This is a genomic window from Bradyrhizobium sp. USDA 4011, from assembly GCF_054063415.1.
The window spans coordinates 3,922,623-3,945,343 of the sequence record NZ_JBSSGG010000001.1; the positions used below are offsets into that span (position 1 = coordinate 3,922,623).

Sequence of the window (22,721 nt, forward strand, 5' to 3'; positions counted from 1 at the left end):
CCGATCGAGCATACCGGCCGTATCTGCTGGAGAGTAAGAATGAGCAACTCCGTCGTCCTGATCACAGGTGCCCTCACCGGTATCGGCCGCGCCACCGCGCTTGCCTTCGCCCGCGAGGGAGCGAGCGTCGTCGTTTCCGGCCGCCACGACGACGCCGGCCGTGCACTGTCTGAAGAGCTCCGGTCGCTGGGCGTCGAAGCAGAATTCGTCCGCGCCGACGTGCGGCAAGAGAGCGACGTTTCGGCACTGGTCGAGCGGACGATCGAGCGGTTCGGCCGTCTCGACGTCGCAGTCAACAATGCCGGCACGGAAGGCACACCCGGACCAGTGACCGAGCAGACCGCGGAAAGCTACGCGGCGACTTTCGACACCAACGTTCTCGGTGTTCTCCTGTCGATGAAGCACGAACTCAGGATCATGCAGTCCCAGGGCTTCGGTAGCATCGTGAACATATCGTCGACCATGGGCAGCCGCGGAGCGCCGAATGCTTCGCTCTACGTTGCCAGCAAACACGCCGTTGAAGGCTTGACCAAATCCGCCGCTCTGGAGGCGGCCGCCTTTGGCGTCCGCGTCAACGCGATCGCGCCCGGTCCGATAGAGACCGCAATGCTCGACAGGTTCACGGGCTCCGCCGATCGCAAGGCCGGGATGGTTGCGGGGATTCCCATGAAGCGAGCGGGCCGCCCGGAGGAGCTCGCGGACGCCATCCTGTTCGCGGCGTCGGGCAAGGCATCGTTCATCACCGGCCAGATTATCAGCGTCAACGGCGGCAAGACCGCTGCGTGAAGACACCCCGATCACAAATCCAACCAGGAGAACAACCATGACCGACCTCATCAGCCGAACCGCCCTTGTCACCGGTGCCTCCCGAGGCATCGGCCGCGCCACCGCCCGCGCGCTCGCTCTCGCCGGCGCCCGCGTTATCGTTCACTACGGAAATTCCGCCGACGATGCGCATTCCCTGGTCGCGGAAATTCGCGAAGCCGGCGGACAGGCCGACGCCGTCGGTGCCGATCTGTCCGCATCCGATGGCGCGCAGAGGCTGGCCGCCGAGGTGCGCAAGCTCGTCGTCGGCCAACTCGACATTCTTGTCGCCAACGCAGGAATTGCGGTGCCCGCGACCATCGAAGAGCAGACCGTCGAGGATTTCGATCGCATGTTCGCGGTCAACGTCCGCGCGCCGTTCTTCCTGGTGCAGCAGTTACTCCCCTTGTTGGGCGACGGCTCCAGTATCGTGATGACATCGTCATTGGCGGCGCGGGCTGCTGTGGGCCAGTTGTCGGCCTATTCTGTCACCAAGGGCGCGATCGACACGATGGTGAAGCACTTCGCGTCGCTGCTCGGGTCCCGCGGCATCCGCGTCAATGCCGTGGCGCCGGGCATCATCGACACCGACATGTCCGAATTCGCCAAGACGGATGAGGGCCGCGATTACGCGCTCAAGATGCAAGCCTTGCAACGGATCGGTCATGCCGACGACGTCGCGGACGCAGTGACCTTTCTCGCCTCGTATGCCGCGCGCTGGGTGACCGGCGATACCATCCAGGTCGGCGGCGGCTCAAAGCTTTGAGCTCGGGAGACCAGCCATGAAACTCTACCAGTCTTCCGGTTCGCCCAATTCGCGTCGCATCAGGATTTATCTGGCAGAGAAGGGCATAACGATGCCCTTCGTGCCGGTCGACCTCGGTGCGCGGGAACAGTTCTCGGACGCCTACGCGGCGATCAACCCGCGACGCGTCGTGCCGGCCCTCGTTCTTGACGACGGGACGATCATCGCGGAGGTGCCGGCGATCATCCGTTATCTCGAAGAAGTGCAGCCGAATCCGCCATTGCTCGGAACGTTGCCCAAGGAAAAGGCAATGGTCACCATGTGGGAGCGACGGATGGAGTTGGAGGGCTTCGCTCCGGTCATGGAGACCGTGCGCAACGGGGCGGCCGGCCTGAAAGGGCGCGCGATCGCAGGACCTCACGGCTACGATCAGATCCCCGAATTGGTCACCCGTGGTCAGCGCCGGATCGCTGACTTCTACGGCGATCTCGAGGTACGCCTGTCCGAGATGCCATTCGTAGCGGGTGACAAGTTCAGCATCGCCGACATCACGGCAATTGTCGCAATCGACTTCGCGAGCAAGGCATTGGGACTATCCACTCCACAGGAAAACGAGGCGTCGCGCCGCTGGTACGATTCCATCGCTTCACGCCCGAGCATGACAGCTTAGGCGTCGAGCGCGATCAGATTTCCTGCGATTGGTCACCGCTTCCGGATTGAAGGTTACGCCACCGCTCCGATCCCCACGACGTCGATGCCGTCGACGCGGCCGCGGATCGGAAGCCGGCCGAGATCGCTCACCGGAAATGGCGGCGGCGCGGCGAAGCGCGCCATTGCCGCGCGCGAGGCGAGGAAGCCGCCGTCGACCTTGCGGCTCAACTCCTCCAGCCGCGCCGCGGTGTTCATGACATCGCCGTTGAAGACGATCGCGCGCTTGACGTCGCCGATCTCGCCGACGATCACGGGGCCGAAATGCAGGCTGCCGCGGATCTGCGGCACCGCTCCGAATTCGCGCTCGAACTGCGGCGCCGCCTTCTGCAGCGCGCGGCGCATCGCCACGAAACAGCGCAGCGGCCGGCAATCGACCGCGCCGTTATGTTCGGGCCAGGTCACGATGACCTCGTCGCCGATATAGTTGAGCACCTCGCCGCGATAGTCGACCACGGACTGCGTCAGCAGGCGGAAGGTGCGGTCGAGAAAACGATGGATACCGATGCCGCCCAGCCGCTCGGCGAGCCCGGTCGATCCGGCGATATCGACGAACAGCACGAAACGGTCCTCCTCGACCGGCGAGTGATAACGCCCGGTGACGAAGTTCATGAAGGCGCGCGGGCCGATCAGATTGGCGACGCTGAAGCCGAGATTCATCAGCACCGAGATTCCCGCGGAATAGGCGAAGCTCCACCAGAAATCCTCGAACGAGGCCTGCAGTGGCGCGCCCGCGACACGCTCGCCTGCCTGCAGCAGCTGGATGCCGATGATAATGGCGGCGTAGATGGCGCTGCGTGCGATCAGATTGGTGAGAAAAGACAGTCGGCTGAGCCAATCCCAATCCTCAAGGACGAACAGTTCGATGGCCCCGATGATGCCGGCAAGCAGGAAGCCATAGGTGGCGCCGGCGATCAGCGACGTGGCTCCGCCCCCGCCGCGGCTCAGACCGACCGCGAGGCCGGACAGGATTCCGACCGCGACCACGGCAGCAAGACGTTGCAGCTTCCGCTCGAGCTTCGCACTGACGCGGGGCCGTGAGTGCGGAGAGCCTTCCATCGATTTGGTCAGTGCGGACATGGCGATCTTCTCTTCGCGTCATCGCGAGCTCGATCGTTCGGCCTACGCCCCCTGATCGAACGCCTTGCGCAGCGCGACGTAGCCCACCTGCTGCTGGCTCCAGTTGCGGCCGCCGGTCATGGCGCCGTCGACGACGAGGTCATGGCCGTTGATGAAGCTCGATTCGTCGCTCGCCAGGAATACCGCGGCATGCGCGATATCGTCGGGCAGGCCCGCGCGTGGAATCGGCTGCGCTGCCTTGTAGACCTCGCGCATGACAGCCGGGGTCTGCTCAGCGGCTTCGGTCGACAGCCCCAGCGCCTTGCCGAAAATGCCGGTGGCGATCGCGCCGGGCGAGATCGAGTTGACCCGAATGCCGGACTCGCCGAGCTCCATCGCCACGCATTTGGTGAAATGAATCACCGCGGCCTTCGCGGCGCCGTAGACCATCGACGAGGAGAAGCCGGCGAGCCGGCCGGCGATGCTGCCATTGTTGATGATGCTGCCGGAGCCCTGTTGGCGCATGATGGGCGCAACATGCTTCATGCCGAGCATGACGCTGCGTACCAGGGTCGCCATCGCGGCGTCGAACCGTTCGACGTCGAGGCCCTCGATGCCTCCGGTCTGCGCCGGGCCGCCGGCATTGTTGAACAGGCAGTCGATCCGGCCGAACTTCTCGACCGCAAGCGCGATCAGCGCCTGCATCTGCTCCTCGACGGTGACGTCGGTCTGCCGAAAGATGCAGTTGCCGCCGAGTTGTTTCGCCAGCGCCTCGCCCTCAGGCGCGCGACGACCGGCGATCACGATCCTCGCACCCTCGGCGACAAAGACCTCCGCCGTGCGCAACCCGATGCCGCTGGTCGCGCCTGTGATCACTGCGACCTTGCCGTCCAGCCGTCCCATGCCGGTCCCCCAACTTACGTGTGATGTTGCGGATATTCCCTAGCGGCTCGCAACAACGCAAGCGTGGGCGCCGTTTCTGATCAGCGAGGTCCGCCTGTGGCCAGAAGGCCACAACTGCGGTTTTTCGGTCGCAGGGCCTTATTTTGGTTCGCCTGTTCACGTGAACTGGAACGAGCGATGGCGAAATGGATCGACGATTTCAGGGCGTGTTGGCGGGGCGATTCCCAGCCATCGGTGCTGCTTGCGGTCAGCTTCGCCGTGCTCTGTCTCGTTTTGGCCACGGCCGCCCGCTTCGGGCTCGCCCAGATCCGGCCGGACGTGTTCTTCACGCCCTATTTCCCGGCGGTGTTCTTCGCGACCGCGCTTGGCGGCTTCCGGATCGGGATCGCAACGGCACTGGCAAGCGGCCTGCTCGGGGTCCTGCTCAATTTCAGCGACGCGCACGCCGATCCGGCGCGCTTTGCATTGCTGATGATCTTCTGGGCGGTGTGCGGCATCGCGATCTGGGGCGTGGAGCACTACCGTTCCCTGGTCGCGCAGCAGCGTGAAGTCTCCAAGCGGCTGATCGAGGAGGAGCAGTACCGCAAGGTCGTGGTCGACGAGTTGCAGCACCGGCTGAAGAACAAGTCCTCGACCATTCATGCCGTGCTGCATCAGGCGCTGCAGGACCGGCCCGATGTCTGGCAGCGCATCGACCATCGCATCCGCGCGCTCTCGGCGACCGACGATCTGATCGCGCGGGTCGATGGCTATGGCTGCGATATCAAGGATTTGCTGCGCTCGGAACTCGGGCCCTACGGCCACGTGCGGTTCAATCTCAATGGCGAACAGCTGTTCCTACCCGCCAAGCTCGCCGTCTCGCTGGCGCTGATCTTCCACGAGCTCGCGACCAACGCGGGAAAATACGGCGCCTTCTCCTCGCCGCGCGGATTTTTACAAGTGTCATGGACGGTCGACGATGGACGTCTCAACGTGATCTGGGACGAAACCGAGGGACCGGCGGTCGAGGTCCTCGGCGAACCCGGCTTCGGCACCAAACTCCTGAAGTCGGCGCTGCGGCCGTTCGACGGCAAGACCGAGATCAGTTACCTGAAGACCGGTGTCCACTGCACCATGCAGTGCAAGCTTCCCAACTGTTGATAAGTCGGCTTTCCGGCACATCCGCAGTTGTTGATGCAACCGCGCGCGCCGCAATCGCTTTCACCGGCGGCCAATGCCGACATTGATACTCTGTTAATGACGATTGCCGCGGCGGCTTGCGAAAGCAGCCCGGGTCTCTTTCTGTCACGGCATTTCGCAAGTCCGCTTAACCAAAACTACAACGGACCTTGCCAAGGTCGGCGCATGCATAGTCTCACTAAGAACGATTTTCAGGCGGGCGCGCCGGCGACCGGCCAGGACGACATTTCCGGCCATGAATTGCGCATCCTGCGCGATCTTCTCCAGTTGCTGCCGGCGGGCGTCACCGTCCAGGACGAGCAGGGCCAGTTCATCCTGGTCAATGAAGCGGCAGCGAGCCAGTTGCAGCTCGCCGCGAGCGCGAGCCAGCCGGCGCCGGTCGACGAGCGCCACGCCGCCAATCTGGACCTGCTGCGCAGCGGCCGTCCGGTGGTGCTCGAGGAAGTACTCTCCTGCGGCGCATCCAAATACGTGTTTCTCACCGCGCACCGGCCGGTTCAGATTGCCGGCCGCAATCTCCTGATTTCGACCTCGACCGACATCAGCGAGCAGAAGGCGTTCGAGGACCAGCTGTTCCGCTCGGCCTATTACGACGAGCTGACCGGCCTGCCGACCCGCCGGGTGATCGAGCATCGCGTCAACGGCCTGATCCGCGACGATTCCCAGAGCCGTTTCGCGCTCGCCTTCCTCGACGTCGACAACTTCAAGCACATCAACGACTATTACGGTCACGCGATCGGCGATGCACTGCTGGTCGAGCTGTCCAAGCGGCTCGGCCACGCGCTGCGCGACACCGACATACTGTCGCGTATCTCCGGCGATGAATTCCTGCTGCTGTTGAACCCGATCAGCGGCAATGACGAGGTCGCCGAATTCATCCATGTCATGCAGGAGCGGCTGAAGGCACCGTTCTTCATCGAAGACTCCGAGATCTTCGCCTCGACCTCGATCGGCGTCAGCCTCCACCCCATGCATGGCAGGAGCTACGAGGCGCTGCGCCAGAACGCTGACATCGCGATGTATCGCGTCAAGAACAACGGCAAGGGCGCGACCGCGTTCTTCGACAACAGCATGGAACGCGAGGCGCTGGCGCGGATGAAGATCGAGCAGTCGCTGCGGCTGGCGATCCTGGAAAAGCGCTTCTGCTGCGCATTCCAGGCCAAGGTCGATATCCGTACCCAGGAGATCAAGGGCATCGAGGCGCTGGTCCGGCTGCGCGACGACGAGGGTGTGATCCAGGCGCCGGGCACCTTCATCAACCTCGCCGTGGAGCTCGGCCTGATCGACGAGTTGACGTTCCTGGTGCTGGCGGAAATCGTCAAGTCGATCGACCAGATCAACGACACGTTCGGCCCGACGGCGACGATCAGCATCAATGTTGCGGCCAAGCAGGTCTCCAACATCGAGTTCATGCGGCGCTTTGCCCGCGCGATCGAGGAGACAGGTTTCCCGAAACGCTTCATGATCGAGGTGACCGAGGACGCGTTCGTGACTCGGTCGCATTTCCAGGACCAGATCCTGCCGATCCTGCGCGGCATCGGCGTCGGCATCTCGATCGACGATTTCGGCATCGGCTATTCGTCGCTGTCGGCGCTCGCCGACATCACCGCCGACGAGATCAAGATCGACCGCTCCTTCATCACCGACATCCATCAGCGGCCGCGCAGCCAGGGCATCCTGCGCGCCATCGAATCGCTGAGCGAGGCGCTCGGCATGACCGTGATCGCCGAGGGCATCGAATCCTACGAGGAGCTCACCTATCTGCAGGCGGCGACCAAGATCCGCTACGCCCAAGGCTATTACTTCGCCAAGCCGATCTTCCTCGAGGACCTGAGGCCCGCCACGCCGGTCGCCAGCGAGAGCCGCGCCAGCATGGCGGCGCGCCAGGGCCAGGAGGGCCGCCAGAGTTATTCGCGCGCCAGCGGGTTTCGGCGGTAAGCGCTCGCCCTGGTCCCTCGCGTGCAGTGCTATTGCATGTAGAGACCAGGCTGTCGCAAGCGAGATGCCGCGAGCTTTGCTCTTCACCCGGCGATGGGTGCGCGCTGCCGAAGGACGACGAATTGACACAGGTCAACACGACCTCGGCCAACTTAGGCGATCCTTTGATGTGGCTGTCAAGCGGAGGCTGTCATGTCAGAGCAGAGCAGCGTGCACTTGTACCTGAATTGGGCGAAGGAACGGATCGACGAAATGGATGCTGCGCTCGCGTCGTTCGAGATCAAGGCCGGCGGGGCCACGACAGAGGCAATGGTCAAGGCGGATCAGATCGTCGCCGATCTGAAACGGCGCCGCGACGAGTTTCAGGCACGACTCAAGACGCAAGCAGAGGCAGGCGAAGCCGCTTGGACACGCACCAAGGCGGAACTGGAAAATCAGTGGAACGAGTTCGAGGCGCAGATGAAGACTTACTTCGAGTGCGCCGGTAAGCAGATCGAGCAGCAGCAGGCCACGTTCAAGCAGGTCGCGGCGGCGCAAGCAAAGGCTTGGGGCGAGGCGGCAGACAAGTTCCGCGAAGCCGCGGGAAAAGTGGTTGCTGCCCACACCGGTGACTTCGACGCCGCGCTCAAACAAATGAAGTCCGACGCGACTGAGGCGGAAGCGCGTCTGCAGAAGTTGAAACACGCCGGCAGCGAATCGTGGTCTGTGCTGAGTGAGGCGTTAGCGCAATCCCGCAAGGCGTTCGATCAGGCCAATCAGGCCGCTTGGGACGCGCTGAAAGGTACCGGCTCCAAGCGTTGAGGTTGATTCGGGGCTACCGTGCCATTACAATTGGCACAAAGGTGCCAGCCATGCAGCCCGTGTCTATCCTGCTCAACATCCTCTGGATCCTGATCGGCGGCGCGTGGATGGCGTTCGGCTGGCTGATCGCAGCGGTGATCATGGCGATCACCATCATTGGGCTGCCCTGGGCGCGGGCCGCCTTCAACATCGCCGTCTACACGCTGCTGCCGTTCGGCTCGCGCGCGGTCCGCCGCGATGAGGTGACCGGATATTCCGACATCGGTACCGGACCGCTCGGCGTGATCGGCAATCTGATCTGGTTCATCCTGGCCGGCTGGTGGCTTGCGATCGGCCACGTGATTACCGCGATCCTGCTGGCCGTGACTATCATCGGCATCCCGTTCGCCTGGGCGCATCTCAAGCTCGCGGGCATCGCCCTGTGGCCGATCGGCAAGGTGATCGTGCCGGCGTAAGGCGATCACATCGCGATCGGCGGGCTTTCGCGCGAACTCTAGCGCGGGATGGAGTTAGGTTGAATCGGGTTTAGCCTCGGATTCGGGTCACCTCTCCCCATCGGGGAGAGGTCGATTTGCGCAGCAAATCGGGTGAGGGGCCGCGGTTCCAATGAGAGACCGCAACCCCTCACCCGGCGCTTCGCGCCAACCTCTCCCAAAGGAGAGGTGGACCTCCGATGCCGCTCTAACTCGACTTGATCTCATCACGCTCTAGCGCGCGGCCTCGCAGCCGGGGATGTCGAACACCGCGGTCAGGCCGCAGGGCGAGTTGAGCATCTTGCCGCCCTCGTGGCCGACGCCGGGCACATCCCACACGCTGTGGTTCGGCGTGCCGTTGTCGCGGGCCTGCATCGCCGCGACATAGGCATGGCCGCGCGCATAGCGATACGGCCCTTCGGCTTCCGCCATGCAGGATTTGTCGAGCGCGGGATGATTGGGGTTGGTGTCGAGCGTTCCCAGGAGATAGATCACGCGGCGCGCGACATAGGCCTGCTCCAGCGCGGTCGGGGTCGGCTCGGCGAGATAGGGCGGACGGTCGTCCATGCCGAACTTCCAGCTGTCGTAGCCTTCGCACATCGCCGCGATCGCGGGCTCCGGCCGCTCCTTGGTGAAATAGGCGTAGGAGGACGGATTGGCGACCACGTAGCGCACGCCGATGCCCTCGCGCAGCAGCACCTGGTCGCCCTTCACCGCGATCGCATAGCGCTGCACCACCTGGCCGCCGCCGGAATGGCCGAATACGACGACCTGCTCCAGGTTGGGAAACAGCTTGCGGTCGCCGAGCCTGGCCAGGATGGCGTCGAGCGCCTCGAACGAGCTCGCAGGGCCTGGCGCGATCGCGGGCTCACCACCCTGCCAGCCATAAAGGCTCCAGCGCAGCGTTTCCGCCGGCAGGTTGAACGCCTCGACATCGGGCCCGATCAGAAATTGCGGCGCGATCATCAGCGTGCTCTTGCCGATATCGCCGGCCGCGGCCTGCGCGCTGAGCGCCGCGCGGAAATAGTCGTCGGCGTTGCGCAGCACCCCGTGCAGCACCAGCACCGCGCGGGTGACGTCCGGCAGCGGATTGGACCAATCGGCCGAGAGGTAGACGGGAAACGTCGCGCTGCCGACGGCAATGCGTCCGCTGGCGATCTCCTTGACCGGCTTCCGGTCACGCTCGATCCGCGCCTGCGTTGCCGACGCGATCGGCACGTGAACGGTCGCGATGAGCTGTGTCAACGCCGCAAGCCAGGCTCGGTGACGCATGCTTTCAACTCCGCTGGTGCCGCGAGCGGCGATGCGATCCCGACTAGAGGCGCATCGCGCGCCGATTCACCCATGAATTTTCAGAAAGCTTCCGGACGACACCTCACGCCGCGAGCCGCCCGCGATTGTTCGCGGCAAGGATCGGGCGGATCAAGCGGCCGAATCGCTCGGCCTCCTCGTCGTGCAGATAGCCGGACAGGCAGAAGGAGTGGCAGCCGGCGTCGATGAACTGCTGCAAGGTCGCGGCGCATTGTTCGGGGTTGCCGACAACCGCGATGCCGGCGCCAGGCCGCACCTTGGTGATCCCGGTCCACAGATGCGGCATCAGGAGGTCGCCGTATTCGCGCGCGAGCTGCTGCACGCGCTGGTTGGCCTCGGACCTGATGTAGAGCGTCTTCATCTCCTGCTTCTGCCGCTCGGTGGCGTGGCGCACCAGCTGGTCGGCCGCCTCCCATGCATTCGCCTCTTTCTCGCGGCAGATCACCTGCAGCCGCATGCCGAAGCCGATCGCGTCCTCGCGGTCATGCGCCCGCGCCATCCGCCTGATCTCGGCGATATTCTTCGCGATGCGCTCCGGCAGATCGCCCCAGAACAGATGGACGTCGGAATGCTTCGCCGATACCTCCCAGGCCTGCCGCGAGCCGCCGCCGAGATAGAATTTGGGGAATGGCTGCTGCAGCGGACGCGGCTGGATATGTGCGCCCGAGATCGTGTGAAACTTGCCCTGGAAGTTCACCGGCCCGCGCGTCGTCCAGAGCGCCTTCAGGATCGAGACCTCCTCCTCCATCAACGCGTAACGTTCCTCCTTGGCGTAGCGCACGCCTTCGGCCTCGACCTCGCTCTCGTTCTGCCCGGCGATCAGGTTGATACAGATCCGCCCACCCGACATCTGGTCGAAGGTCGAGATCATCTTGGCCATCAGCACCGGGTTGATGTAGCCCGGCCTTGCTGCAATCAGCGGCTTGATCCGCGCCGAGCGCGCCGCCATGAAGGCGCCGGATATCCAGGCCTCCCAACACACCGAGCCGACCGGGATCAGGAGATATTCAAACCCGGCATCCTCGGCCGCCTTCACCACGCGGTCGCAGAGTTCCGGCGAGCCGGCGACCTGCGCCTCCATCAGCCCATAGGCCGTGGTGTCGCCATGCGTGGGCAGATACCAGCCGAATTCCAGCGGACGCATGGGCAAACTCCCTCGAAAGACGGTCTTTTCCGCAAGACCTGTCATATTGGCGCCCAGGCAGTTTACAGCCCTTGACCGGCCGGACAACGCCGTTGCCGACCCGGAGCCAATCAGCTAAATGGTGCCTGCACGCACCCGTAGCTCAGCTGGATAGAGCGTTGCCCTCCGAAGGCAAAGGTCACACGTTCGAATCGTGTCGGGTGCGCCAATTCGATTCTTTTGTCCGCTTCGATGTCCGGCCATAGTGCCGGCCGATCTGCCGGTTTTCGGCAGACCGGCCTTGCCTCAATGATGAGCCGACACGCCCTTCATGCATTGGGACATCAGATCGGCACCGGCAAAGTGGCCTATATCCCCCAGGCTGACCATGCCGACCATCCGTTTGCTCTTGTTGATGACAGGCAGCCTGCGGATCTTTAGCGTCTCCATGTGATGCACCGCTTTCGCCAGATCGTCGTCTTCCCGGCAGCAGTGGATGCCTTCGGTCATCACATCGCGCGCTGTGGCGCGCGCAGAGTTGAAGCCCTTGCTCGCAAGACCTTTGCAGACGAGGTCGCGATCCGTCACCATCCCGATCAGACGATCGTCTTGCCCGACCGGAATGCAGCCGACGTCGTGCCCTTGCATCAATTTCGCGATTTCAGTGATCGGGGTATCGGGGCTGACCCAATCGACGCCCTTGTGCATTACATCCTTGACCTTCATGGAGGACCTCCTTTGCAAGGCAGCAGCCCCCTCGCTTGCAACTATACAGCAGATCGGGCGTGACCGCATGCGTGCGTGCTGCGCTCTGGTCAAGGCGCAGCGACAGGTGGCCCGGCTATCATGCCCTCAGTCGTGCGTACTGAAGCGGCCGTGCAGGCAACCGGCGGTCAAGCGCGCGAATTGCGCACGACCGAGATGAAGCAACGTCTCATGATCGCCGGCTTCGATATAGATCTCGGGCTGCATCTGGATGCTGTCATCAACAATGACGTCGAGTCCATAGCAGATGCCGGCGGCGGGAACCGCCCCATGCGCACAGTCCGCGAACAGCCGATCGATTTCGCTTTCAGCGGCCATGGCGATATCGTCGCCGAAGTTCGCCCTCAGATCCGCCAGCCTGAGGTGATGCGATGCCGGCAGCACGGCGAGCAGGTAGCCGCCATTGCGGCGCAACACAATGGCCTTGGCCAGGCGATCACCCGGGACGTGACATGCCTGGGCGGTCAGGGCTGACGACAGCGTCAGCACATGCGGGATCTCGTCGTACGCGATGTTTTCGGCGGCGAGATATTTGTGCAGTGTGGGAGAAATGGTCATGGCGTCACCTCCGGTGCGACATGCAACCATCCACCGTGGCCCCTGCCTGCCGCACGATGAGCGGCTGCGTGGTTCTCAACACAAAATATAAGCCCTGCTGCAGGACACTGCAATTCGATCGCTAGTTTGGGCGCCGCGCCAGGTCCAAGTTCCGGGCCTTGTCCAGATTGCGGGCCTCGGCCAGCGCGGCCGCGGTCGGCAAGAGGGCCGACGCGAGGTCGGTCTCGGTGAAATCGGCGCCGGCGAGATTGGCGCCAGATAGATCGGCTCCCGCAAGGTCAGCCTTGCTGAGGTTGCAGTTCGCCAAATTGGCGTTCTGCAACTGCGCGAATTCGAGATCGGCGCGCGCAAGATTGGCGCCGCTCAGATCCGCATTCCGGAGATCGGCGGATTTGAGCACGCCACGCATCAGGCCCATCGATTGGTTGCGCATATCGGCGCTCAAATCCGCGCCCGCGAGCTTGGCCCCGATCAGACCGGCACCGGACAGATCGGCGGTGATGCGAGCGCCGCTCAAATCGGCGCCGCCAAGCTTGGCGCGCTGCATCTGCGTGCCGAGCAGCGATGCCTTGACGAGGGACGCCTCCGTCAGGTCTGCGTCGATGAGCCAAGCCTGGTTCAGTATGGCCCGATCGAAGCGCGCGGCTTTCAGATTGGTTCGGTTGAGCTTAACGAGATGAAGGTTGCCGCCAGAGAAGTCGAGGCCCGAGAGATCGAGGTGCGACAGCCGCTTTCCCTCCAAATCTACAGTGCGTCGGTCCCCTTGAGGCGCGGCCTTGAGGAGCGCGTCGACCTCGGCGCGCGTCATCTCCGACGTCGTCATCTCGGGACTGTCGAGGTCGACGCTGCGCAACATGTCCTGCGACATGGCGGCAATCGGATCAACGAGCAGCGCCGCCATAGTTACAAGGGCAAATGCGAGATGAAACCGCATCGCCGTCTTTCCGCTTTTGAGGTATCGCCTCTCGCATCTTCGCGCCGGCCGCGCCGTGGAGACGTGCTTCCAGCTTTAGAGTATGAGACCGGATCACGATCCTGGCAATGCTCATGACCGCTTCGTGCGAAGGGACGGGGCCCTCGGGAGGTCGTGCTTTCACGACATCGGAGATTCGCGTAGGGGTCCGCTCCGCCGCGAAACTCACAGTTTTGGCAACGAGACAACGGCCGACGCGAACCGGCCGCGCTTCTCAGCCTCGGCTCAGCAGCTGCCAGGTCGACGTGGCATGCGCGATCGGCTCGCCGGACGCGGCGGCTGCCTGGGATTGCACGAAGAACGTCTTCCGGCCGCGCTTCAGGAAGGTCGCGTGACAGGTCACGCGCCCTTCGCGCACCGCGGCGAGATACTGCACCTTCATCTCGAGCGTGGTGCCGGCACCCGCGACATGGTTGACCAGATGCCCCATCGAGATGTCGAGCGCGGTCGCGAGAACCCCGCCGTGCAGCGAGCCTTGCGGGTTGTACAGCGGCGTCACGACATCGAAGGAGACGACGCACGCCTCGCCCTGGTAGGCGATCTCCAGGCCATAGAAGCGCGACAGGAAGAACGACCCGAATTCCTGCCGCTCGTCTGCGACGGCGCGGCGCATCATTTGCTCGGCGATATCTCTCATGACGACACTCATTTGATCACGATACTCACTCGGGCGATCGCACGAAGCTCCGTCCAAAGTCTCCGGACGCGCCTTCGAGGGCGAATCTCTCGAGCCGATCGTCGGTCCAGCCGCGCCATTCCACAAGCACCTCGCGCGTGTGCTCGCCGAGCATTGGCGGTGGCGTGGAAGGTGCCGGCAGTTCGTCGCCGAACCGCGTCGGCCTCGCGATGAATCTCACATCTCCTGCGGCTGAATGGTGGACGGTCTGGACCATTCCGCGCTGCGTGAGTTGCGGCGTCTCGCAGACCTCGCCGACCGACTTGATCGCGCCGCAGGGGATGCCGGCCACGCCCAGCGCCTGTAGCCAATCGGCGCGACTCCTGCCGGCAAAGATGGGGGCGAGGATCGCAACGAGCTCGTTCCGGCTCGCCGCGCGCTTCGGCGCGGTTGCGAAGCGGCTATCTTCGCGCAGGTCCGGGCGGCCGATGACGTCGCAAAACGCCGCCCAGAATTTGTCGTTCGCGACTCCGACATTGATCCAGCCGTCACTCGCCGCGAACGGTTCGTACGGGCTGATGGTCGGATGGACGTTGCCCCGGCGCCTGGGGCTTTGTCCCGACGCAAAGTACATGCCGGCGTTGAACGTCAGCAGCGACGCCATGGCGTCGAGCATGGCGACGTCGACCCGGCCGCCCTCGCCCGTCCGGCTCTTCCGCATCAGGGCGGCGAGCACCGAATGCGACGCATACAGGCCGGTGACGAGATCGGTGATCGAGGTGCCGACCTTGGTCGGCGGTCCATTGGGATCACCGGTGATGTCCATCACGCCGGATTCGCCCTGCAGGATCAGGTCGTAGCCGGGGCGCCCGGCGTCCGCACCGGTGCGGCCAAACCCCGAGATGCTGCACAGGATGATGTCGGGCCTGCGGGCGCGCAGCGCGTCGAAGCCGAGGCCCCATTTGTCGAGGGTACCCGGGCGGAAATTCTCGATCACGACGTCGGCTGCGGACGCAAGATCGAGCACCGCGTCGCGCCCCGCCGGCGACTTCAGATCGATGGCGCAACTGCGCTTGTTGCGGTTCACCGAGAGGAAATACGCGCTCTCGCCGCCGATGAAGGGCGGCCCGTAGCGGCGGCTTTCGTCGCCCTGGCGCGGATCCTCGATCTTGACGATGTCGGCGCCGAGATCGCCGAGCTGCATCGTGGCAAACGGGCCGGAGACCACGCGGCAGAGGTCGAGGACCCTGATGCCGGACAGCGGCTCGCGATCAGACGATCGCATCGGCGAGGTCCTTCATCGACGGCACCAGGATATCGGGCTGGTGCGGCGTGATGCCGAACGGGCGGCTGCGCCGGTCGATGAAGGCCGTCCGCATGCCGGCCGACTTGGCGCCGATGCAGTCGAAGGCATGATTGGCCACGAACAGCACCTCGGCGGGCTTCACGCCCATGATCTCGGCTGCTTTGGTGTAGGTCGCGACATGCGGCTTGAACGAATTGGCCTCGGCCACCGAGATCACGCGATCGAACGGGACCTTGTGATACTGCTTCGCGGTCTCGAGCATGTCCGGATCGCCGTTCGAGAGCACCACCAGTTTGTACTTGGCTTGCAGCCGCGCGAGCGCTTCCGGCACTTCCGGAAACGGCACCAGCTTCTCGATCTCGCCGACGAGATAACGCACGTCATCCATCGTGTAGTCGATCTTCGCGCGATCCATCACGTGGGCCACCGCGCGATGCCCGATCTCGCGATAGGGCGTGTGCTCGCGATGCAGCAGCGCATCGATCATCGAATTCTCGAAATGCGTGCGACGCCACCATGTGACGAAGGAATTCGGATCGCCCTTCCAGCCCTTCTTCGCGAGGAACGGCGCCGCGATCCTGGTCAGGCCGCCCTGCATGTCGACGACCGTGCCGTACTGATCGAACATGCAAATCTTCACTTCGCGTTTGATCGTCTCGGAATTCATTGGTGCCTCCTTGGTTCAGATCGATTGGATACGCGCCGAATTGCCATAGATGAAATGGATTTGTGATCTCTCACTATTCACGATATGAATGACGGCATGAACCTCCGATCCATCGACCTCAATCTGCTCGTCGCGTTGGACGCTTTGCTGGCCGAGCGTCATGTCACCAAGGCGGCCGACCGCGTCGGCCTCAGTCAACCTGCGATGAGCAACGCGCTCAACCGGTTGCGCGCGATGTTCGAGGACGAACTCCTGGTGCGGACGACGAGCGGGATGAAGCCGACGCCCCGCGCCACCGAACTGGCGGAGCCGCTGCGCCAGGTGCTGCGCCAGGTCGAGCGGGTGATGGCGAGCGATACTGGCTTCGAGCCAGGCAAGACGGAACGAATCTTCACGATCCGAATGTCGGACATTCTCGCGTGCCTACTGTTGCCGAGACTCGCCGCGGCGCGGCCGCCGGGGTCGCGGATCTCCTACAACACGATCCATCTGCCGCCCGCCTTGACGATCGATGCGCTGGAGCGGGACGAGATCGACGTCGCGGTCAGCATGGGCCTCGAGCATTCCGCGTCGATCCGTTCGGAGACGCTGCTGCGCGACCGCATGGTCTGCCTGATGCGGAGCGGTCACCAGGTCAAGCGCGGGCAGCTGACCTTCGAGCGCTTCATCGCGCAGGAGCACATGAAGGTCTCGATGAGCCCGACCGACCTTCGCTTCGTCGACGACGTGCTCGCCGAACGCGGCCATCGAAGACGCATCGCGCTGAACGTGCCGCATTGGCTGGTCGTACCTCATGTTCTCAAGCAGACCGATCTGCTCGCGGTGATGCCGAGACATCTCGCGGCCGTGCTCATGGACGACGGTCTGCGGATGGAGGAACTGCCGTTCGAGTCCGCGCCCTTCGACTGGATGTTGTACTGGCATCGCAGATACGATCAGAGCAATGCCAACGGCTGGCTCCGCGATCGGCTCAGGGCGGCGTGCTCCGAGCTGAGCTAGGCCCCGATGTCCGCCGGCCTCCGCGCGATCGACGATGGATGTCCTGCCTCGGCGTCCGTGACGGCCGACGCGTCCTCCAGCGAGCGTCCCCTGGTTTCGAATCCGAACACAAGAAACACCATGGCCTGGAACACGAGGATGCCGGCCAGCGTCGTCAGCACGCCGGCCAAGCCTTGCCAGGCGAAGATCGCGACCACGACGTACTGCACCAGCGCGGTCGCAATCCGTCCGGACGTGGCGCAGATCGCCGTGCCGCGGAGCCGGTACCGCGTCGGGAACAGTTCGGGGACATGCATCGCGAAGCCGGTCGCCAGCATGACGTAGATCGCGGTGACCAGCAGGAAGCCGACGCCCGCGAGCGCGACACCATCCGGCATGTACGGATAGGCGATGCCGAACGCGGCAGCCGCAATCGACGAGCAGACGATCGAGAGCCTGCGTCCGAGCCGGTCCGCCAGCACGAGCCCGATCAGCGATCCGACCGGCCCGCCCAACGCCATCACGGTGGTGTAGCCCAGCGAGGAGACCACGCTGTGGCCGCCCTTGACCATGAAGGTCGGCAGCCAGCCGATGAACCCGTAGAGACTGAAGCCGACGACGATGTGCAGCAGGCTGCCGAGCAGCGTGCGCGCGAGATATGGCGGCTGGAATAGGCACCAGACCGCGCCGGGCGATTCCTGTGCCGGCGCGCTGGCCGCGACGGGAGCCAGCGCTGCCTTGCGCGCGGCCTCCGCTTCGATCGCGGACAGAATCTTCTCGGCTTCATCGGCGCGGCTGTTGGCGGCCAGCCAGCGCGGCGATTCCGGCATCGATTTGCGCAAGAACCAGACGATCATCGCGAGGAGGCCGACGAGGGCGAACATGTAGCGCCAACCAAGCGTCGGGATCACCCACAAGCCGATCATGGATGATGCGAACAGCGAGAAGTTGGTGATCACGGCGAGCAGCCCGATCCAACGGCCACGCGAGGCCGCCGGCACGAATTCGGTCAAGGTCCCGTAGCCGACCACGATCTCGGCGCCGAGCCCGATGCCGATGATGAAACGGAGGCTGATCAGAATCGTCATGCTCGGCGCGAAGGCCGCTGCGATCGACGCGAGGCCGAAGATCGCAAGGTTGATCTGATAGGAGAAGCGGCGACCGAAGCGGTCGCCGAGGATGCCGGAGAACCAGGCGCCGATCGTCATTCCGACAAAGGTCGCGGAGACGAATGCCGCGTTGAGCTCGAGCGTCGACCAACCTTCCTTGAGCACCGCGCCCAGCACACCGCCGGCGAGATAGATGTCGAATGCATCGAGGAACATGCCGGCGCCGATCAGGGCCAGGATGCGCCAGTGGAATCCGCAGATCGGCAGCCTGTCGAGGCGCGCGCCCGCGTTGATGTCGATGTCGGCGGATCGCGCCATTCCAAACCTCCCTGCCCGGCCTTGTGCGAGCCGGATGCTCCGATCACCGATTGATGACGCGCAGGGAGGCGTCGTCCAATTCAAAACGAAAATTCGACTATTTGGCACAGTGATGAAGCTGGCGCGGGCGGCACGATCGCGTTCCATCCTGACGCGTGATCCAGCCTATCGGCGTGCCCGCAACGGCACGCCGATCTCATGTGAGAACCCATCGCGTGCAGAACGGCACGCGATGCAAGTCGTCAGTCACTGGATTTCAGGCGCGCAAGGCGTACCGTCAGGCCAGCTCGTCAGCTGCATCCGCGATCGCGGCATAAATCTCAACGAGATCAGCCTCCGTCACGCAATAGGGCGGCATGACGTAGATCGTGTTGCCGAGCGGGCGCAGCAGCAGGTTTCGACGCGCGAAGAAGGCCTGAAGTCTTGGGCCGATGCTCGCGAGATAGCCGGCATCGCTTGCCTTCAGGTCAAGCGCGGTGATGGTGCCGGTGCGGCGGACGTTCTCGAAGCGTGTGTCGGCGCGGAATGGCGCGATCAGGCGCTCCTGCATCGCGGCGAGCGAGCCTGTGCGCTCGCCCGCGCCGCGTTGCCAGAGTTCGAGGTTTGCCCTTGCGGCGGCGCAGGCGACCGGGTTCGCCGTGTAGGAACTCGAATGGAAGAAGGTTCGCGAACGATCGCTGGAATAGTGCGCGTCGTAGATGTCGGCGCGGCAGAGCGTCACTGCGAGCGGCAGCGATCCGCCGGTAAGGCCCTTTGAGTAGCATGCGATATCGGGCGTCACGTCGGCCTGCTCGCACGCGAACAATGTGCCGGCGCGGCCCCAGCCGGTCATCACCTCATCGGCAATGAACAGCACGCCTGACGCTTCGCAGATCCGCCGCATTTCCTTCAGCACCGAGGGCGGATACATCAGCATCCCTCCCGCGCCCAGGATCAGCGGCTCGACGATGAATGCAGCCGCGCTTTCCGTCTTGCACGCGGCTTCGAGCGCATCGAGCGTCGCCTGCTCGTGGCCGGCGGCCGGAAACGGGATTGATGCGACGTCGAACAGCAGCGGCTCGTAGGCCTTGTTGAACACGCCGCGCGCACCGACCGACATCGTCCCCACGGTGTCGCCGTGGTAGGAGTGCTGCATGACGATGATCCGCGTGCGCGGCACGCCGATATTGTGCCAGTAGCCGAGCGCCATCTTCAGCGCCACTTCCACGCTGGTCGAGCCGGAGTCGGAGAAGAACACATACTCCAGGCCACGCGGCGCCAGCTTCAGGATCTCCGCGGCAACGTCTTCGGCCGGATCGTGGGTATGGCCGGCAAAGATGATCTGGTTGAGCTGTTCCGCCTGGTTCTGGATGGCGCGCACGATATGCGGATGGCAATGGCCGTGGGTCACTACCCACCAGGATGAGATCGCATCGATGATGCGGCGGTCGTCCGCGGTGTAGAGATAGGCACCCTCCGCCCGCACGATCCTGGTCATCTGATCGTGCAGCGCGTGCTGGGTGAACGGGTGCCAGATCGGCGATTTCCGAGCTGACGTCATGGGTTGAAATCGTCGCGCCGGAACGAGGCGTTGAAGGCCGTTTGCAGCGTGTCGGCTGCGAGCGGAGACAGCCAGGGCAAGCGGCCCAGCCGGCGGACTTGCCCGATCTCGCAGACGGCGCGCTCGCTCTCGGGATTGCCCTCGCCGATGAAAGCGATCCCGAGAACATCGATATTGCGCTTGCGCAACGCCTCGACCGACAACAGCGAATGATTGATGGTGCCGAGTGCGGTGCGGGCGCAGAGCACGACCGGAAGCCGCCACCGCTCGAACACGTCGATAAAGAGCGTGTCGCCATTCAGCGGCACCATCAGCCCGCCGGCGCCCTCGATCACCAGCGGCCGGTCCCCCGTGTCGGGCAGATCGAGCGCGGCAGGATCGATGCGCGCGCCGTCGATCGCCGCGGATTGATGCGGCGAAGCCGGCGTTCGAAGACGGTATCGCTCCGGCATGATGCGATCGGCCGCAAGACCTGCAAGCCGCGCCACCAGTTGTGCATCGGTCTCCTCCTCAAGGCCGGCCTGAACCGGCTTCCAGTAGCTCGCGCCGAGGAAGCCGGCGAGGCCCGCGGAGAAGATCGTCTTTCCGATTCCGGTATCGGTGCCGGTCACCACGATCCGGCTGATCATCGCGACCAGCCTTTCGTCTCCTCGACGAGCGCATCGAGCAGCGCGCGCACATCGTCCTCGTCGACATTAAGCGTCAGCGCGATGCGCAGCCGCGCGGTGCCTGTCGGCACGGTCGGCGGGCGGATGCCTCTGACGTCGAAGCCGCGCGCCTGCAGCACCGAGGCAAGCTGCATCGCGCGTGCATTGTCGCCGACGATATAGGGTACGATCTGCGAGCGCGACGGACTGCGCAAGCCGCACCGATCGAGTTCGCGATGCGTGAACGCGACCAGTTCTGCGAGGCGTTGTTGGCGCTCGGGCTCCTCTCGCAGAATCAGGAGCGCTTCACGCACGGCGACGGCCACAAGCGGTGACGGCGCGGTGGCGAAGATGAACGGGCGGCAGCGATTGACCATGAAGTCGCGCAGCACGGTCGAGGCCGTGACCAATGCGCCGGCGGCGCCCAGCGCCTTGCCGCAGGTATGCACGATCACGAGATTCTCGCGCCCTTCATAGGGCGCCGTCAGCCCCCGCCCCTGTTCGCCGTAGACGCCGGTGCCGTGCGCCTCATCCACCATCAGGAACGCGTCGTGCCGCTCGGCGATGGCGACGAGGTCGTCGAGCGGCGCGACATCGCCGTCCATGCTGTAGACGCTTTCGACCACGATCCAGACCCGGCCCGTTCCGCCCTCGGCACGCCAGCCGCGAATGGTGTCCTCGACCGACCCGGGATCATTGTGCGCGCTGAACCGGAACGCGGCCCGGCCGGCCCGCGCACCTTCGTGGATGCTGGCGTGCACCAGCGAATCGAGCACGAGCAGATCGCCGCGCTGCGGCAGCGTCGTCAGCACGGCAAAGTTGGCGACATAGCCGCCTCCGAAGAACAGCGCGGCCTCGGCGCGGAAGAACGCGGCGGCCTCGGCCTCCAGCCGTTCGTGCTCCTCGCAATTGCCGCGCAACAGCCGCGACCCGCCGGCGCCGATCGGCGTGCCGGCCTCGAGCGCGGCCGACACGGCCTGCTTGATGCGTGGCGCGCTCGCCAGCGCCAGATAGTCGTTCGACACGAAATCGATGCCCGCACGCGGCTTCAGGCCGCGCAGCCGATCGTCCTTGCTCAGGGCGTGCAAGGCCGCGGCGTAATCAGCGGCCTTGGCCGCATGGATTGCGCTCATGCTTTACTCTCAGGATGGTGGTTGGTCGCGCGGCGAATGACGCCGCGCGCGTGCCGGAGGGTACGGTCAGGCGAGACGGGATGTGATGCCGAGCCGGTCGAGCAGATCGGCGTCGCGATCGCGCTGCGGGTTCTTGGTGGTCAGCAGCACATCGCCGATGAAGATCGAGTTCGCGCCGGCGAGGAAGCACATCGCCTGCAGTTCATCGGTCATGTATTGCCGTCCGGCCGACAACCTCACCACGCTCTTCGGCATCATGATCCGCGCGGTCGCGACCAGCCGCGCCAGCGCGATCGGATCGGGCCGCTCGGCGGTGTCGTTGACCGGCACGCCCTTGACCTCGTTCCACAGATTGATCGGCACGCTTTCGGGATGGGTGGGGAGATTGGCGAGCAGCATCAGCATGCCGAGCCGGTCCTCGACCTGTTCACCCATGCCGATAATGCCGCCGCAGCAGACCTTGATGCCGGCGTCGCGCACATGCGCGAGCGTATCGATGCGATCCTGCAAGGTGCGGGTGGTGATGATCTTGTCGTAGAACTCCGGCGAGGTATCGACGTTGTGGTTGTAGAAATCGAGCCCGGCGTCGGAGAGGCGTTCGGCCTGGTCCGGCGTCAGCATGCCGAGCGTGACGCAGGTTTCCATGCCGAGCCCCTTCACCGCGCTGACCATGTCGCAGACCTGATCGAGATCGCGGTCCTTGGGACTGCGCCAGGCCGCGGCCATGCAGAAACGGGTTGCGCCGGCGTCCTTGGCGCGCTGCGCGACCGCGACCACCTCGTCCCGCGGCATCAGCCGGGTGGCCTTCAGGCCGGTGTCGTAATGCGCGCTCTGGGAGCAATAGCCGCAATCTTCCGGACAGCCGCCGGTCTTGATGCTGAGCAGGCTCGCGGTTTCGACGTGGTTCGGATCGAAATTGGCGCGGTGGATGCCCTGCGCCTGGAACATCAGGTCCGCGAACGGCAGGTTGTAGAGCGCCTCGGCCTCGGCCCGCTCCCAGTTCTTGCGGAGCGGTGCGCTGCTGCTTCTGTCGGTCCGTTCGATCTCAACGACATCAACCATAGGCT

At 64.4% G+C, this 22,721-nt stretch carries 23 protein-coding genes and 1 tRNA gene; 9 read left to right on the plus strand and 15 right to left on the minus strand.

Going from position 1 to position 22,721, the window contains the following annotated elements:
- Nucleotides 1-39: 39 nt before the first annotated feature.
- The 3 genes from ACVW1C_RS18290 to ACVW1C_RS18300 are packed head-to-tail and all read left to right on the plus strand — an operon-like array spanning nucleotide 40 to nucleotide 2,219.
- Nucleotides 40-786 (plus strand): SDR family NAD(P)-dependent oxidoreductase, encoded by a 747-nt coding sequence (locus ACVW1C_RS18290; protein WP_456759619.1) that lies wholly within the window; start codon nucleotides 40-42, stop codon nucleotides 784-786.
- A gap of 37 nt (nucleotides 787-823) precedes the next feature.
- Nucleotides 824-1,570: an SDR family oxidoreductase gene (locus ACVW1C_RS18295; protein WP_456759620.1), complete on the plus strand. Its 747-nt coding sequence runs from the start codon at nucleotides 824-826 to the stop codon at nucleotides 1,568-1,570.
- A 16-nt stretch (nucleotides 1,571-1,586) separates the two neighbouring features.
- Complete coding sequence (locus ACVW1C_RS18300) at nucleotides 1,587-2,219, plus strand: glutathione S-transferase family protein (protein WP_456759621.1); 633 nt, start codon at nucleotides 1,587-1,589, stop codon at nucleotides 2,217-2,219.
- 53 nt (nucleotides 2,220-2,272) lie between these two features.
- On the opposite strand, the gene ACVW1C_RS18305 is transcribed toward ACVW1C_RS18300, so the two are convergent.
- Entirely contained in the window at nucleotides 2,273-3,337 is a 1,065-nt protein-coding gene (locus ACVW1C_RS18305) for an adenylate/guanylate cyclase domain-containing protein (protein WP_456759622.1), read from the minus strand.
- A 42-nt stretch (nucleotides 3,338-3,379) separates the two neighbouring features.
- On the minus strand, nucleotides 3,380-4,219 hold the full coding sequence (locus ACVW1C_RS18310; protein ID WP_456759623.1) for an SDR family NAD(P)-dependent oxidoreductase: 840 nt from the start codon (nucleotides 4,217-4,219) through the stop codon (nucleotides 3,380-3,382).
- A 177-nt stretch (nucleotides 4,220-4,396) separates the two neighbouring features.
- Between ACVW1C_RS18310 and ACVW1C_RS18315 the strand changes: the two genes are divergently transcribed.
- From ACVW1C_RS18315 to ACVW1C_RS18330, 4 genes are all read left to right on the plus strand, one after another.
- Nucleotides 4,397-5,359: a sensor histidine kinase gene (locus ACVW1C_RS18315; protein WP_456759624.1), complete on the plus strand. Its 963-nt coding sequence runs from the start codon at nucleotides 4,397-4,399 to the stop codon at nucleotides 5,357-5,359.
- A gap of 204 nt (nucleotides 5,360-5,563) precedes the next feature.
- Nucleotides 5,564-7,336 (plus strand): putative bifunctional diguanylate cyclase/phosphodiesterase, encoded by a 1,773-nt coding sequence (locus ACVW1C_RS18320; RefSeq protein ID WP_456759625.1) that lies wholly within the window; start codon nucleotides 5,564-5,566, stop codon nucleotides 7,334-7,336.
- Nucleotides 7,337-7,528: 192 nt separating this feature from the next.
- The gene (locus ACVW1C_RS18325) at nucleotides 7,529-8,137 is read left to right on the plus strand and encodes a sll1863 family stress response protein (protein WP_456759626.1); all 609 of its coding nucleotides are present in this window, start codon (nucleotides 7,529-7,531) and stop codon (nucleotides 8,135-8,137) included.
- A gap of 50 nt (nucleotides 8,138-8,187) precedes the next feature.
- Nucleotides 8,188-8,592, plus strand: a complete 405-nt coding sequence (locus ACVW1C_RS18330) for a YccF domain-containing protein (protein ID WP_456759627.1) — start codon at nucleotides 8,188-8,190, stop codon at nucleotides 8,590-8,592.
- 252 nt (nucleotides 8,593-8,844) lie between these two features.
- On the opposite strand, the gene ACVW1C_RS18335 is transcribed toward ACVW1C_RS18330, so the two are convergent.
- On the minus strand, nucleotides 8,845-9,882 hold the full coding sequence (locus ACVW1C_RS18335; protein WP_456759628.1) for an alpha/beta hydrolase: 1,038 nt from the start codon (nucleotides 9,880-9,882) through the stop codon (nucleotides 8,845-8,847).
- Between the two features lie 103 nt (nucleotides 9,883-9,985).
- Entirely contained in the window at nucleotides 9,986-11,065 is a 1,080-nt protein-coding gene (locus ACVW1C_RS18340; protein ID WP_456759629.1) for an LLM class flavin-dependent oxidoreductase, read from the minus strand.
- Between the two features lie 131 nt (nucleotides 11,066-11,196).
- Between ACVW1C_RS18340 and ACVW1C_RS18345 the strand changes: the two genes are divergently transcribed.
- Nucleotides 11,197-11,273, plus strand: a tRNA-Arg gene (locus ACVW1C_RS18345).
- Nucleotides 11,274-11,350: 77 nt separating this feature from the next.
- On the opposite strand, the gene ACVW1C_RS18350 is transcribed toward ACVW1C_RS18345, so the two are convergent.
- From ACVW1C_RS18350 to ACVW1C_RS18375, 6 genes are all read right to left on the minus strand, one after another.
- On the minus strand, nucleotides 11,351-11,770 hold the full coding sequence (locus tag ACVW1C_RS18350; protein ID WP_173640025.1) for a CBS domain-containing protein: 420 nt from the start codon (nucleotides 11,768-11,770) through the stop codon (nucleotides 11,351-11,353).
- 126 nt (nucleotides 11,771-11,896) lie between these two features.
- Complete coding sequence (locus tag ACVW1C_RS18355; RefSeq protein ID WP_456759630.1) at nucleotides 11,897-12,367, minus strand: aminoacyl-tRNA deacylase; 471 nt, start codon at nucleotides 12,365-12,367, stop codon at nucleotides 11,897-11,899.
- 121 nt (nucleotides 12,368-12,488) lie between these two features.
- Nucleotides 12,489-13,301, minus strand: a complete 813-nt coding sequence (locus ACVW1C_RS18360) for a pentapeptide repeat-containing protein (protein WP_456759631.1) — start codon at nucleotides 13,299-13,301, stop codon at nucleotides 12,489-12,491.
- Nucleotides 13,302-13,554: 253 nt separating this feature from the next.
- Nucleotides 13,555-13,977: a PaaI family thioesterase gene (locus ACVW1C_RS18365; RefSeq protein WP_456759632.1), complete on the minus strand. Its 423-nt coding sequence runs from the start codon at nucleotides 13,975-13,977 to the stop codon at nucleotides 13,555-13,557.
- A gap of 25 nt (nucleotides 13,978-14,002) precedes the next feature.
- Nucleotides 14,003-15,241: a CaiB/BaiF CoA transferase family protein gene (locus ACVW1C_RS18370; protein WP_456759633.1), complete on the minus strand. Its 1,239-nt coding sequence runs from the start codon at nucleotides 15,239-15,241 to the stop codon at nucleotides 14,003-14,005.
- On the minus strand, nucleotides 15,228-15,929 hold the full coding sequence (locus ACVW1C_RS18375) for a haloacid dehalogenase type II (protein WP_456759634.1): 702 nt from the start codon (nucleotides 15,927-15,929) through the stop codon (nucleotides 15,228-15,230). Before ACVW1C_RS18375 ends, ACVW1C_RS18370 begins: the two co-directional genes overlap by 14 nt.
- Before the next feature lie 96 nt (nucleotides 15,930-16,025).
- Here ACVW1C_RS18375 and ACVW1C_RS18380 point away from each other — a divergent pair, with 96 nt between their 5' ends.
- Nucleotides 16,026-16,928 carry a LysR family transcriptional regulator gene (locus ACVW1C_RS18380; protein ID WP_456759635.1) on the plus strand — a complete coding sequence of 301 codons (903 nt, stop codon included), beginning with the start codon at nucleotides 16,026-16,028 and terminating at the stop codon, nucleotides 16,926-16,928.
- Here ACVW1C_RS18380 and ACVW1C_RS18385 read toward each other — a convergent pair.
- From ACVW1C_RS18385 to bioB, 5 genes are all read right to left on the minus strand, one after another.
- The gene (locus tag ACVW1C_RS18385) at nucleotides 16,925-18,334 is read right to left on the minus strand and encodes an MFS transporter (protein ID WP_456759636.1); all 1,410 of its coding nucleotides are present in this window, start codon (nucleotides 18,332-18,334) and stop codon (nucleotides 16,925-16,927) included. The genes ACVW1C_RS18380 and ACVW1C_RS18385 overlap by 4 nt on opposite strands.
- Nucleotides 18,335-18,611: 277 nt before the next feature.
- Nucleotides 18,612-19,874, minus strand: a complete 1,263-nt coding sequence (locus ACVW1C_RS18390; RefSeq protein ID WP_456759637.1) for an adenosylmethionine--8-amino-7-oxononanoate transaminase — start codon at nucleotides 19,872-19,874, stop codon at nucleotides 18,612-18,614.
- A complete protein-coding gene (gene bioD, locus ACVW1C_RS18395) occupies nucleotides 19,871-20,503 on the minus strand; it encodes a dethiobiotin synthase (protein ID WP_456759638.1) in 633 nt (210 codons plus the stop codon). The genes ACVW1C_RS18390 and bioD overlap by 4 nt, the downstream gene beginning before the upstream one ends.
- Nucleotides 20,500-21,654, minus strand: a complete 1,155-nt coding sequence (locus ACVW1C_RS18400) for an 8-amino-7-oxononanoate synthase (protein ID WP_456759639.1) — start codon at nucleotides 21,652-21,654, stop codon at nucleotides 20,500-20,502. Before ACVW1C_RS18400 ends, bioD begins: the two co-directional genes overlap by 4 nt.
- 66 nt (nucleotides 21,655-21,720) lie before the next feature.
- Nucleotides 21,721-22,716: a biotin synthase BioB gene (gene bioB / locus ACVW1C_RS18405; protein WP_456759640.1), complete on the minus strand. Its 996-nt coding sequence runs from the start codon at nucleotides 22,714-22,716 to the stop codon at nucleotides 21,721-21,723.
- Nucleotides 22,717-22,721: the final 5 nt, after the last annotated feature.